The organism is Nocardia sp. AB354 (assembly GCF_049538315.1).
Classification (GTDB): domain Bacteria; phylum Actinomycetota; class Actinomycetes; order Mycobacteriales; family Mycobacteriaceae; genus Nocardia; species Nocardia nova.
Genome location: NZ_JBMVFU010000039.1, coordinates 38,473 through 50,071 on the forward strand (window position 1 = coordinate 38,473; position 11,599 = coordinate 50,071).

The window sequence follows — 11,599 nt, forward strand, 5'->3', positions numbered from 1 at the left end:
GGAAATTCGTCTCCTTCGTGATCGACGCGGGCTAGAACAGCACGCTGAGGTTCTTGGACTGCACCACGTTCTGGTCGAGCAGGATCGTGCGTTTCGCGATCTTGAAATCGTCATCGACCAGGCGCAGTACGTCGCGTCGCTCGCCGGCCCAGATGTCGGTCTCGGCTTCCAACCGGTTGCGATAGAGCACGAAGTTGGATACGACGTCGAACTCGGCGAATCCACCCGCAGCCGAGGTAATGTCGTCGCGCGGTGTCACCGACACGTTCGAGATCAGATGGCGGCAACGCGACGGCGGATCCTCGGCCCAGTGGGTGCCGGAGTGCATCTGATCGACCCGCATCCGCAACGAATCGAAATTGTCGTAGAAGTGGGCCATTTCGATGCCGTGTGGCAGTTCGTCCTGATCTCGCTGGCGGCGCAGCCGGTTCTTGCGGATCGGCATCCAGTAGAGGATGTCCTCGGCGCACAGTTCCAGCCAACTCCCCCACTGCCATCGGTCCAGGAGCCGGGATTCCCGATAAAGGAACTGTTCGATCCGGTACTGCAGCACCATCCGATCCAGTAGCTGTGCGTCCGGCGAGGCGACAGGCTGTCCGATTGTCATCACCGACCACCCGCTTCGCTCGCAGTGGTGACCGGCGAGGCCGACGTGCGCGCGCGTTCGGCGGCCGGAATGGCCGGCCATGCCTCGGTTGTCATGAACTCCAGCCACCGCCGGTAGAAACCGCGCTGTCCCGCCTCACCGAAGAAGGAGTCGAAGTACTCACCGGGAAACTCGGGATGGACTGTGGCGGTGCCCAAACCCATTTCGTAGTTCCAGGCCATCTTCCGCGCCTGGTAGCCCTGTTCGAGAATTCCGCCGATCATGCCCCAGTTCTCGCCGTCGTCGGTCTCCACGACACCGGCTGCGCCCTCGGTGAAGGACGCCGAAATCTGTTGTGCGCGTCTGGCTTCCTCGGGCGCGTCCTTCTCTACGACGGTGAACGACCAGATTTCGAACTTGCCCGGCCCCTTGGGGTGCCATACTCGTAGGTTGGCCGATCCGGGCAGGCCGGCGAAGTTCGGAAAGGCATTGAAATTGGCGACCATGTCGGCCCGGTCGCCTACCCGTTCGCGGGCAATCCTGCGTTTGCGCTCGTTGTATTGCCCGAGCGGGTCGTCGGCGAAACGTGTGTGTCGCTCGAACAGGAAGCTCTCGCCGTGCCCTTCGCGCAGTGATACGTGCGCACCGTCCTTCGCCTCGAACCCTGGGCCGAAGGACAGCAACGACGAAAGGTGGCTCGTCGTGGCATGATACGTATCACCGGCGAACTGCTCGGCGGCCAGCTTCCAGTTGGCGTTGATCGTCCATTTGATCGCCCCCGGCAGGACTTCGATGCCGCCCTCGGCGTGGTCGACCCACCCGTCGATGTAGTACTTCAGATCACCGAGATACTCGTGCAGAGGCGGGGCCGCGGGGTCGAAGTTCCCGAAGATCAACCCCTTGTAGCTGTCAACTTGCGCCACCTGCACGAGCCCGTTGTCGTCGAGCGTGAGCTTGTTGAAGTAGGCGTCTTCGAGATTGGGGACACCGACCAACTTGCCGGCGCTGTCGTAGGTCCAGCCATGGTAGGTGCACATGAACGAGCGCGTATTTCCCTCCTCCGCTCGACACACCCGCATTCCGCGATGACGGCAGACGTTGAGGAACGCCTTGACACTCCCGTCGGGTTGGCGCACCACCAGCACCGGATCTCCGCCCATGTAGGTTGCGAAGAAGTCGTGAGGGTTGGGGATCATGCTGTCGTGAGCCAGAAACAGCCAGGAACGCCCGAATATACGTTCCTGTTCCAGCTTGTAGATTTCATCGCTGATGAAGATGTCCGGGCCGATACTGCCCTCTTCCCAATTCACCAGCGAACGCAGATAATCAGCGTCGACGGACATGACTATCTCCCTTCATTTCGAGAACGATATTTCGGTTCGGAAGTCTGCGGTCAAGCTAAGCAGTGAGCGGATCCGCGGTCCACGTGCTGTTCTGAGCCTCGGAACACAATTTCAGTCCGGTACAGCGACATAGATGGCATCGTCGTGGACTTCGACCGCGTATGTGCTCAGGGGCGTCGACGCGGGTGGCGCCGTCACTGCCCCGGTCTTGATACAGAATTTCGCGAAATGCCAGCCACATTCGATCTGGCCGTCCTCGATGAAGCCCTCGTCGGCCAGTGAAGATTTGTCGTGGGAACACCAGTCGGCCGTCGCATAGAATTCGCCGTCGATGTTGTATACGGCGATGGGCGGCTGGGTATCGACCCGAGTCACGTTGCCGGGGCTCAGTTCTGCGACCGCGCAGACCCGAACAAGGTTTTCCGACTTCTTTGTCGTTGTCATATCTGTTTTCCTCCTGACCGCTACGGGGTCGGCGCCGGGGCAGTGCCGTCGACGACACTGCGAAGGTCGACGGATGGATCTGCCAGCAGTGCCGGTTCGGGCCGCGTCCGCTGACTGATCAAGTGCATCGCGAGACGAACGTCGCGGCGCCGGTTGACCGAAACGGCACCCACAAGTTGGCCATCACGCAGATGGAATGCGCTGAACTCCAGGGATTCCGGGTCACCCCGCCACACCGTTCGATCACCACTGCGCGGGTGCCCGGCGACTTGGATATTGGTGTCGCCTTGATCGGACCAGAACCACGGGACCTCGCGGTAGGGTCGTGCGTTTCCCGCCATGGATCGGGCCGCTGCGATGGCCTGGTTCTGTGCGTTCTGCCAGTGTTCGAGCCGAATGCTCTCGCGCAGGAGATGATCCGGGTGTTCAGCGATATCGCCGGCGGCATAGATCCCGGGGACCGAGCTTCGGCAGTATTCGTCCACGATCACTCCGTTGCCGATTGCGATTCCGCAGTCATCGGCAAGTCCGGTGGCGGGTGCGACGCCGATGCCGATCACCACCACATCGGCCTCAGCGGTGAATCCGTCTGTGGTGCATACCCGGCGCACCCGATGATCGCCCTCGATCCGCTCGACCTCGGCACCGGTGCGGATACACACTCCGCGGTCGGCGTGCCAGCGGGCGAGGCGGTCGCCTACCTGTGCACCGAGCACGCGCCGCAGCAACCCGCTGTCGCGCTCGAGCACAGTGACCGCCGTACCCAGCGTCACCGCGGCGGCGGCCAGCTCCATACCGATCAACCCGCCGCCCACTACGACAAGGGACCCACCGTGACCCAGCCGGTCGCGGATCGCGATCGAATCCTCCATCGTGCGAAGGAAATACACTCCGTCCAGCTGCAGGCCCGCGATGTCGGGCCGGCGCGGTGCGGTACCCGTGCACAGTAGGAGTTTGTCGACTGTGAGGGCTGCGCCGCTGTCGAGTTCGACGGTGCGGGTGGCGGTATCGATGCGCGTGGCTCGGGTTCCCAGAAGTAGTTCGATGTCGTTGTCGGAATAGAACCGGGCCGGATGGATCAGCGTCTCGTGTGGCTGTTTCCGGCCGGTGATCACCTCTTTGGACAGCGGCGGGCGGTCGTAGGGCAGATGGTGTTCCGCGCCGATCAGGACGATGCGACCGTCGAAACCCTCTGCACGCAGCGTCTCGACGGCTCGGGCGCCCGCCAGGCTCGCGCCGATTACCGCATAGGTTTCGGTCATTTCGCACCTTCGGTCGCATCGGCAGCGCTAGTTCCCATATGCGTGGAGGCGGTCCTTTCACGGTGATGGCCCCACACACTCGTCGCGTCGTAGCTCGATACCCGCCAGGTCGCGTCGTCGACGAGTCTTCCGTCGTAGCCGAATTCGACTTCGGAGCCAGAGGGATTCGCCATAAAGAAGGAGATCGCCAGATCGTTGGTGTGCCGGCCGAGAGTCTCGGTCAACGGCACGCCACGGCTTTCGACCTCGTCCAACGTCCGGCCCACCGCGTCGATGTCGGTCACTTCGAGCATGAAATGGCCCAGTGCAGGCGCCAATTCGTTGTTCTGAACGAACGCCAGGCTGTGGTGCCGCGGATTCACGTGCAGGAAATGCACCTGACGTCCATGGAATTCGATGGTGTCGCTGAGCCGGAAGCCCAAGGTCTCGAGGTAGAACTGCTTCGCCGCAGCCAGGTCGGTGACGAAGAAGAACACGTGCCCGAGACCGAGATCGCCTGTGACGAAATGATTTCCACGCGGCGACAGGAACGGCTGCTTGGGGATGCGGGCACCGTAGAAGAACTCCAGGCGGTGGCCGTCGGGATCGGTGCAGTGCAGTAGTCCCTCCACCCCGCGCGCAGCGGCGCATTCGGCGTCCTCGGCGACCGCCACACCGGCTGCGCTGAGACGCTCGGCGAGGGTGTCGAGTGAGTTCCGGTCGGTCACCTCCCACCCGATGTAGGCCGCGCCGCCCGCGGGACCGCGATGGATCGCGAACCGCCACCCTTGTTCGTCTGCCCGCAGCAGGACCGTTTCGTCACAGCCTTCCGTTGCCGACACATCCTGCAGCCCGAGGACCTCGGTACCGTAGGTGCGCCAGGCCTGCAGATTCGTCGCGTAGAGGCCGACGTAGCCCAGCCCGACAACTTCAGTCATGATCGCGATACCTTCCTGATTAGTACGCCGAGGGATACTTCGCCCTGGCGTGAACGCAGCTTCGGTGATGCTCGGTCCCCCCACAACGGGTGCGATCCACCTGCTGGAACACGGCGTTACTCACGAGGCCAGAAATGTCTGCACGGCTGCGAGGAATTCACGCGGTCGCTCGAACGGGGGCCAATGTCCGCAGTTGTTCAAAACGACCAGATCGGCCGCGGGAATGCGGCCGAGCAACAGCAGCGCACCCTCCAACGGCACCATGCGGTCGAAGCGGCCGTGCACGATGAGGGTGGGAGCCGCAATCGATGACAGCTTCTCCAAATTGTCGCGAGCGACGATCGTCGACCGCGCCCAAGCGTCCGCATGTTCCGGTTCGCGCAGTCGCCAGCGGTAGTAGTCGGCGACGAGTTCGTCGCCGATCAATTCACCGTCATAGACGATGGCACGCAACAATCGTGCGATCGCCCGCTGATCCGGTGCGCCGGACTGGCATTCCTCGAACAGACGCCCGACTTCGGTCGGCGCCGGCGACAGCAGGTACGGGTCGCCGCCCGTGGAGGCGCTGCATCCTCCGATGACGAGACGATCCACACGATCCGGCACGGTTATCGCCATATCGAGTGCGACCGTGCCGCCGGTGGAAACCCCCAGCACAGTTACGGAGTCCAATCCGAGTTCATCGAGGACGGCGATCGTATTGCGTACATACAAGTCGTGCACGGGTTCGTGAAATTCGCGCGGTGCGCTGCGCCCGAAGTTCGGGTAGTCCAGCAGAATACAGCGGTAATTTGTCGTCAAGTCCGCGAGAATGCGATGGTACGTCAGCCAAGCGGTAGTGCCCGGCAATGGGCCGAACGCCTGCTGGATGACCACGGGCGGCCCGGATCCGACGTCGTGAAAGTGGACAGCGCTGCCGTCCACTTCGAGCATTCGCTCGCTGGATTGTTCTGAGAGCAAAGACATCTCGAGGTTCCTCAGACTGGTAGGTCAGCTGATCGCACCGCCACCGACGCGTAGGTCCGGACCGCGGTGTCGGGCAGCGACCGATACGACCAATCGCACCGCCCGTTCGAGTTGAGCAAGCGTCATCGACGGTGTCGGCGGCATCGCGGACTGCGCTGCGCGATTCGGTGTCACGGGAATATGCACGAAGCCGGTGCGAGCATCGGTGTGTTCGGACAGCATGCGAGCGAGATAGAACGTTTGATTGCACAGATAGGTGCCCGCAGTGTTGGACAGGTAACCCGGAATACCCGCTTCGCGCCAGGCGCGGAGGATCGCCTTGTTCGGCAATGTACTCAGATAGGCTGCGGCCCCGTTCAATTCGACGGGTTCATCGATCGGTTCCTGCCCTTGGTTGTCCGGGATCGGAAAGTCGCGCACGTTGATCGCGACGCGCTCGAGCGCCGGTGCGGCGCGCCCTGGGGCCACGCCGGTGGCGACGATGACTTTCGGCTCGATCGCGTCGATCGTCGCGGTCAGCACCTCCCGGACCGCGATGGTGTCGACCGGAAGAACTCGGCCCACGACCTCGATCCCATCGAAGGTCTGTCCGTCGACGCGCTGTGCAAGCGCACCACTCGGATTGTCGGTTTCCTGTGCGTAACTGCCGAACCCCGTGACGAGTGCTGTGATCATGCCGGCCGTGCGGACGTGAACCGGGCCAGGAACGTGGCGAATTCCGTGACGAACTGTTCGGGGCGTTCGAGCATCACCGACGATTGAGTGAGGCCGGGTGCGATGAACAGCCGCGTGTCCGGTGCCTGCTTATGCCAGACGAACGCATCGTCGACCGGATGTATCGCATCGTCGTGGTCACCGCGGCAAACCAGCGTGGGCACACTGAGCTCGCCGAGGTGAGGCCGCAGCGTGAAGTATTGCTGAAACTGCGGGGTGGCGCGTGTGCGGGCATAGAAATCTACGGCGTCGCGCCAGTCGTCGCCGTGCAGCATTTGCCACTCGCGAGCTTGCGCGCTCTCGGGATCGATCTCGGTGAACACGGTATTCAATGACGTGTTTCCGCTGTTGCTCAGTCCGATGATCGGCGCATCGACGGTGAGGGTCCGAATGCGGTCCGGCTGTTCGAGAACCAGGCGACCGGCGATGCGCGATCCCAGCGATACTCCAGCGAGATGGACGTCGTCGAGATCGAGCTCATCGAGCAAGTGCCACAGATCAGCCACCCAGGTCCGGGGCTGGGCCAACGGCTCGACGCGTTGACTGCGGCCGAGCCCCCGCAGATCCGGCACGATCACCCGGCACACCCGCGCCAGCTGAGCCACCACATCGCCGAACCATCGGCCAGAGGCGGCGGCTCCGTGAATCAGCAACAGCGGCTCACCCGCACCGTGATCCTCGTAGTACAGCTCGACCCCGTCGATTGTCATGGTCGCCATCGGCAATTCCTTTCCACTGCAGAGCTGTTTGTCGAGACAGCAGCGTGGCGGCCACGCATCCGCAGGGCAACGGCGATGTTCCGCTGGGCGGCAAGCACTGCCACTCCCGCCCGGACCTCCTGTTCCGGGGGGCGGACCGCAGTGGTTCCGCGGTCTCTCGTCTCCGGCCAGGGTTAGCCCCGCATCGAGTTTCGACGACGCGAGGAGCACCAAGATGGATGTGAAACCCTGCGGACCGGTACGCAAAACGGAACAGCCGAGATCGGTCGAATCCATGGCGGCCGACCTACTCTCGGCCGCTGCGGGACGCGCGGCGCGTGCACCGCTCACCGCTGATCACCCGGAATTGGATATCGACCTGGCTTACCTGGTCCAGGACGAGGCACTGAGCCAGCGAATCGAACGCGGCGAAACGGTGGTCGGGGTGAAGCTGGGGCTGACGTCATCGGCCAAGCAGCGCCAGATGGGGGTGTCCGCCCCCCTCACTGCCTGGCTGACCGACGCGATGACGTTACCTCCAGGTGCGCCCCTGCCTCACGATCGGCTCATCCACCCCAGGATCGAACCCGAAATCACCTTCGTGCTGGGACGCCGCCTGGCAGGCCCCGGAGTCACCGCGGCCACCGCCCTGGCAGCGGTCGAGCGGGTGTACGCCGGCCTGGAGATAATCGACAGTCGTTATGTGGACTTCCGCTTCACTCTTCCGGATGTGATCGCAGACAACGCGTCGGCGGCGTATTTCTCCACAGGACCGATCGGAATCGATCCCACGACGCTGAATCTCGCGCTGGAGGGTTGCCTGCTCGACATCAACGGTGAAACCGCCGCCAGCGGGCTCGGCGCAGCGGTCCAAGGACACCCGGCGCAGGCACTCGCGCTGGCCGCCAACTCGCTCGGGCGTCGCGGACACGCACTCGAGGCAGGCTGGATCGTCATGACCGGCGCCTTGACCGATGCGGTCGCGGTACCACCCGGAACCACCGTGACCGCTCGATTCACACACTTGGGGTCGCTCGGGTTGCACTGTTGAACAGCTGCTTCCGGTCACCGGGCCACCACGAGACCGACAAATAGGTAGCCCCCTCGGGCGTTCTCCCGATGTGACGCCGGACACCATCGCCCTAACCTCGGTCACGAGGCGCACCCGCCGGCCATCACGAGACGACATCCCGGCCACACCCGCTTCGATGTGCGAACAAACCGTCAGCACACCGATCCGGAGTTCGGGGCGGCGGCACCTCGCACTTTTTGTCGACAGCCCCAGCCCGCCGCCACCATGTCGGCACTGGCGACCGAGAGGCAATCATGTCCATCTCCTCCTTTCCCTCCACTCGGGGCACAACCGCCCCTCATGCCGCCCGCGGCATCGCACCATGGAATCGGCCCGATCAGGAGTCGCCGAGTTCGGTTGCGAAGGCGCTCGCATTGTTGAGCAGCTTCGGACCACAGAACCTCACCATGGGTGTGTCCGAGATAGCGCGGCGCGCGCAGCTGCCGAAGTCGACAGCACATCGACTGCTGTCGGTTCTGGTCGACTGGGAGATGGTCACCAAACGCGGAACGGAGTACTCACCAGGCAACCGGCTGGCCGAGCTGGCCGCACTCGCCACGCATCCCGAAACCCGGCACCTTCGCCAAGTGGCTCTCCCGCATCTGCTGGACCTCTACGAAATGACACACGAAACTGTCAATCTCTGCGTCCTCGCCGGCACCGACACCCTCTACATCGAGAAGATCCACGGACACCAGGGCGGCCACTCCCCCGCACAGGTCGGCACCCGCCTGCCCGCGACGAATACCGCTGTCGGCAAAGCACTTCTGGCGTTCACCGATACCGATGTGCTCACGCGTGTCGCGGACAACCTCCGCCCGGCCACGTCATCGAGTATCTCCTCGGCCACCCGGCTGGCCAAGGAATTGGACACAATCCGGGTCTCCGGCCTCGCCTACGACCGTCAGGAAGCCCGCCCTGGCCTGACCTGCGTCGCCGCCCCGATCCGCGCCTGGACCGGTGCCGTCGTTGCGGCGGTATCGATCTCGGGCCCGGTCCAGCGCTTCCGCCCCACCGCGGCCGCCCCCGCGGTCCGCGCAGCCGCCGCAGGCATCGCCCAGCTCGCGCAGCAAGCAAGCTGGCAGCAGCAACTCAGCAGCTGAACAACCGAAGTTGTTGCCGCACAACTTTTTCAATTCACCCTATTTTTCGCACCGCAGAGGACACCATGCCCCGCTTGACCTTCGAACTGCCCGACGACACGCAGATCCCGGTAACGGTAGACACGCTGCTCAACGCCGGATTCGCCGGCCGCAGCAGCGCCGACGTCGCAGCACACGTCGCCGAGTTGGCTGAACTGGGCGTGCCGGCACCGACACGCATTCCGTGCGTCTATCCCGTCTCGCCCTATCTGGCCATGCAGGTCGACGAAGTGTGCGTGCAACACGAACGCACGTCCGGGGAAGCTGAATGGGCCCTTGTCGTGAGCGGTGAGGCCCCCGAGGACCTCCTGCTGACCGCCGCCTGCGATCACACCGATCGACGGCTCGAACAGCACGGGGTCGCCTGGAGTAAACAGGCCGCCCCCGACGTATTGGCGCGACGCGCATGGCGATTGACCGATATCGCCGATCACATCGATGACATCGCACTGACGGGTGCGGTGCACACCGAATCCGGACGACAGGTGATTCAACAGGGCACCCTGGCGGAGTTACTGACGCCGATGTACTGGGTCGAAGAGCTGCGAAGCCGCGAACTGCTGCGTCCGGGCACCGTCCTGTTGTCCGGCACGATTCCGATGCTCGCGGGAATCGATCAGTTCGGGACCGGGTGGAGTGTCGAACTCACCGACCACCGGATCGGGCGTTCGATCGCGCTCGCCTACGGCGTGCGCCGGACCCCTGCACCCATCGACTGACCGCCGATCCCCGCACCAGGAGCCACCGTGCACGCTACCGACCCTTGGGCACCGTTTATTCTCGAATCCGGTGCCAGATTGAGAAATCGCTTCCTCCTCGCGCCGATGACCACCGATGCCTCGACACCGGAAGGATCCGCGACAGAGGCCGAACTGAACTACCTTGCCCGCCGCGGTGCCACCGAATTCGGCGCCGCGATCACCTCGTGTGCCTACGTCCACGCCGACGGCCGCTCGTGGCAGGGCATCGGAGCCGCTGGTCCCGATCAGCTGGACAGTCTTCGCGCAGTCGCCCAGGCAGCTCGCGGAAGAGATGGACTCGCGATTCTGCAGATCTATGACGGTGGACGAATCGCGCTGCCGGAGCTCGCGGGACCGAGAGGCATTCGCGGACCATCGGCCATTGCCTCCGCCCGCCCGAACGCTCGTGTCCCCCGGGAGCTGACGGAAAACGAGATCATCGATCTTCTGGCGTGCTTCGCGCGTGCCGCCGAGCTCGGGGTGCGCGCGGGATTCGACGGAATCGAAATCCATGGCGCGAACCATTATCTCATTCACCAGTTCTTCTCACCCCGGGCAAATCAGCGGCGAGATCGGTGGGGCGGCGATGATATCGACCGGATGCGCTTCCCCCTCGCCGTCGCCGACGCTGTGCGTGATGCGGTAGGACCCCATGTGACACTGGGCTTTCGGGTGACGCCGTTCGAATCCGAGCCCGGCGGTTACACACTGGATGATTCCGTTCGCCTCGTCGACCGGCTGGCCCGGGCACGGGTCGACTACGTGCACATTTCGATGGACAACTTCCGCGCGAATTCGCCCCAGCCCGAGGATCGGGACTGGACCAGAACACGAACACGGGTCGAATCGCGCAGTCCGATCCGAGCGATAGCCGATGTGGTGGCCAGCCGCTGCGCCGTGGTCGCCAGTGGCGGTATTCGCACGGCCGACGACGCGGCCGAGGCCATGGGCGCGGGCGCGGACCTGATCGCGGTCGGTCGCGCGGCACTGATCGACCCGGAATGGGTCGATAAACTCAAAGCCGGTGTGCCGCACCAGGTTCGCACCATGCTACCTGCGGATCCCGCCGAGATCGCCGACACTTTGACGATCCCCCCGCGTATGGTGCGATACCTGCTGAGCCGTCCCGGATGGATTCCCCGGGCCGAGCACCAGGTCGGGCGATGAGTGGTTCGAAGCTCCGCATCGCGCTCTGTCAGATCAATTCCACCGCGGATCCACGACACAACCTCGCACAGATCCGTGAGTGGGTGCTGCGGGCCGCCGCGCGCGGTGCCCGCGTGGTCGTTTTTCCCGAGGCGACCATGGTTTCGTTCGGTAGTCCACTCGCCGACCACGCCGAACCGCTCGATGGCCCCTGGGCGGACGCGGTCGCTGAGATGGCCGACGAGCACAATCTTCTCGTCGTCGCGGGAATGTTCACACCGGCGGGTGATCGAATCCGCAACACCGTGCTGGTCACCGGGCTCGGGTATCACCGGGGGTATCACAAGATCCACCTCTATGACGCCTTCGGCCATCGCGAATCCGTCGCGGTGGAGCCGGGAACCGAACAGCTCACCGTGACTGTGGACGATGTCGTCCTGGGTGTGGCGATCTGTTATGACGTGCGCTTTCCGCTCCTGTTCCAGCAACTGGCCGACCGGGGCGCGGACGCGGTCCTCCTTCCTACCTGCTGGGGCGCCGGTCCGGGCAAGCTCGAGCAATGGGAGCTC

At 64.0% G+C, this 11,599-nt stretch carries 13 protein-coding genes; 5 read left to right on the plus strand and 8 right to left on the minus strand.

Annotated elements, in window-relative coordinates; all coding sequences use genetic code 11:
• Nucleotides 1-31: 31 nt before the first annotated feature.
• The 8 genes from ACPCUW_RS33800 to ACPCUW_RS33835 form a co-directional block, all read right to left on the minus strand.
• The gene (locus ACPCUW_RS33800) at nt 32-607 is read right to left on the minus strand and encodes an aromatic-ring-hydroxylating dioxygenase subunit beta (RefSeq protein ID WP_423429394.1); all 576 of its coding nucleotides are present in this window, start codon (nt 605-607) and stop codon (nt 32-34) included.
• On the minus strand, nt 607-1,929 hold the full coding sequence (locus ACPCUW_RS33805) for an aromatic ring-hydroxylating oxygenase subunit alpha (RefSeq protein WP_423429395.1): 1,323 nt from the start codon (nt 1,927-1,929) through the stop codon (nt 607-609). The genes ACPCUW_RS33800 and ACPCUW_RS33805 overlap by 1 nt, the downstream gene beginning before the upstream one ends.
• A 111-nt stretch (nt 1,930-2,040) precedes the next feature.
• Nucleotides 2,041-2,373, minus strand: coding sequence for a bifunctional 3-phenylpropionate/cinnamic acid dioxygenase ferredoxin subunit (locus ACPCUW_RS33810; protein ID WP_423429396.1), 333 nt, complete (start codon nt 2,371-2,373; stop codon nt 2,041-2,043).
• Between the two features lie 20 nt (nt 2,374-2,393).
• Nucleotides 2,394-3,635 (minus strand): NAD(P)/FAD-dependent oxidoreductase, encoded by a 1,242-nt coding sequence (locus ACPCUW_RS33815; protein WP_423429398.1) that lies wholly within the window; start codon nt 3,633-3,635, stop codon nt 2,394-2,396.
• A complete protein-coding gene (locus ACPCUW_RS33820) occupies nt 3,632-4,552 on the minus strand; it encodes a VOC family protein (RefSeq protein WP_423429400.1) in 921 nt (306 codons plus the stop codon). Before ACPCUW_RS33820 ends, ACPCUW_RS33815 begins: the two co-directional genes overlap by 4 nt.
• 120 nt (nt 4,553-4,672) lie before the next feature.
• Nucleotides 4,673-5,518: an alpha/beta fold hydrolase gene (locus ACPCUW_RS33825; RefSeq protein WP_423429402.1), complete on the minus strand. Its 846-nt coding sequence runs from the start codon at nt 5,516-5,518 to the stop codon at nt 4,673-4,675.
• 24 nt (nt 5,519-5,542) lie between these two features.
• Nucleotides 5,543-6,193: a peptidase C15 gene (locus tag ACPCUW_RS33830; RefSeq protein WP_423429404.1), complete on the minus strand. Its 651-nt coding sequence runs from the start codon at nt 6,191-6,193 to the stop codon at nt 5,543-5,545.
• Nucleotides 6,190-6,951 (minus strand): alpha/beta fold hydrolase, encoded by a 762-nt coding sequence (locus ACPCUW_RS33835; protein ID WP_423429406.1) that lies wholly within the window; start codon nt 6,949-6,951, stop codon nt 6,190-6,192. Before ACPCUW_RS33835 ends, ACPCUW_RS33830 begins: the two co-directional genes overlap by 4 nt.
• A gap of 214 nt (nt 6,952-7,165) precedes the next feature.
• On the opposite strand from ACPCUW_RS33835, the gene ACPCUW_RS33840 reads away from it, so the two are divergent.
• The 5 genes from ACPCUW_RS33840 to ACPCUW_RS33860 all read left to right on the plus strand — a co-directional run.
• On the plus strand, nt 7,166-7,981 hold the full coding sequence (locus ACPCUW_RS33840) for a 2-keto-4-pentenoate hydratase (RefSeq protein ID WP_423429407.1): 816 nt from the start codon (nt 7,166-7,168) through the stop codon (nt 7,979-7,981).
• A 275-nt stretch (nt 7,982-8,256) separates the two neighbouring features.
• Nucleotides 8,257-9,105, plus strand: a complete 849-nt coding sequence (locus ACPCUW_RS33845; RefSeq protein ID WP_423429409.1) for an IclR family transcriptional regulator — start codon at nt 8,257-8,259, stop codon at nt 9,103-9,105.
• Between the two features lie 65 nt (nt 9,106-9,170).
• Nucleotides 9,171-9,863 (plus strand): DUF2848 domain-containing protein, encoded by a 693-nt coding sequence (locus ACPCUW_RS33850; RefSeq protein ID WP_423429411.1) that lies wholly within the window; start codon nt 9,171-9,173, stop codon nt 9,861-9,863.
• 27 nt (nt 9,864-9,890) lie between these two features.
• Nucleotides 9,891-11,051 (plus strand): alpha-hydroxy-acid oxidizing protein, encoded by a 1,161-nt coding sequence (locus ACPCUW_RS33855; protein ID WP_423429412.1) that lies wholly within the window; start codon nt 9,891-9,893, stop codon nt 11,049-11,051.
• Nucleotides 11,048-11,599 (plus strand): nitrilase-related carbon-nitrogen hydrolase (locus tag ACPCUW_RS33860; protein ID WP_423429414.1); only part of this gene is annotated, 552 nt, incomplete at its 3' end. The genes ACPCUW_RS33855 and ACPCUW_RS33860, both read left to right, overlap by 4 nt.

What these genes read in the sequence shown, in the direction of transcription:
- ACPCUW_RS33800 (WP_423429394.1), bottom strand. Translation starts at nt 607, where the DNA reads ATGACAATCGGACAGCCTGTCGCCTCGCCGGACGCACAGCTACTGGAT.
- ACPCUW_RS33810 (WP_423429396.1), bottom strand. Translation starts at nt 2,373, where the DNA reads ATGACAACGACAAAGAAGTCGGAAAACCTTGTTCGGGTCTGCGCGGTC.
- ACPCUW_RS33835 (WP_423429406.1), bottom strand. Translation starts at nt 6,951, where the DNA reads ATGGCGACCATGACAATCGACGGGGTCGAGCTGTACTACGAGGATCAC.
- ACPCUW_RS33830 (WP_423429404.1), bottom strand. Translation starts at nt 6,193, where the DNA reads ATGATCACAGCACTCGTCACGGGGTTCGGCAGTTACGCACAGGAAACC.
- ACPCUW_RS33815 (WP_423429398.1), bottom strand. Translation starts at nt 3,635, where the DNA reads ATGACCGAAACCTATGCGGTAATCGGCGCGAGCCTGGCGGGCGCCCGA.
- ACPCUW_RS33825 (WP_423429402.1), bottom strand. Translation starts at nt 5,518, where the DNA reads ATGTCTTTGCTCTCAGAACAATCCAGCGAGCGAATGCTCGAAGTGGAC.
- ACPCUW_RS33840 (WP_423429407.1), top strand. Translation starts at nt 7,166, where the DNA reads ATGGATGTGAAACCCTGCGGACCGGTACGCAAAACGGAACAGCCGAGA.
- ACPCUW_RS33805 (WP_423429395.1), bottom strand. Translation starts at nt 1,929, where the DNA reads ATGTCCGTCGACGCTGATTATCTGCGTTCGCTGGTGAATTGGGAAGAG.
- ACPCUW_RS33850 (WP_423429411.1), top strand. Translation starts at nt 9,171, where the DNA reads ATGCCCCGCTTGACCTTCGAACTGCCCGACGACACGCAGATCCCGGTA.
- ACPCUW_RS33820 (WP_423429400.1), bottom strand. Translation starts at nt 4,552, where the DNA reads ATGACTGAAGTTGTCGGGCTGGGCTACGTCGGCCTCTACGCGACGAAT.
- ACPCUW_RS33845 (WP_423429409.1), top strand. Translation starts at nt 8,257, where the DNA reads ATGTCCATCTCCTCCTTTCCCTCCACTCGGGGCACAACCGCCCCTCAT.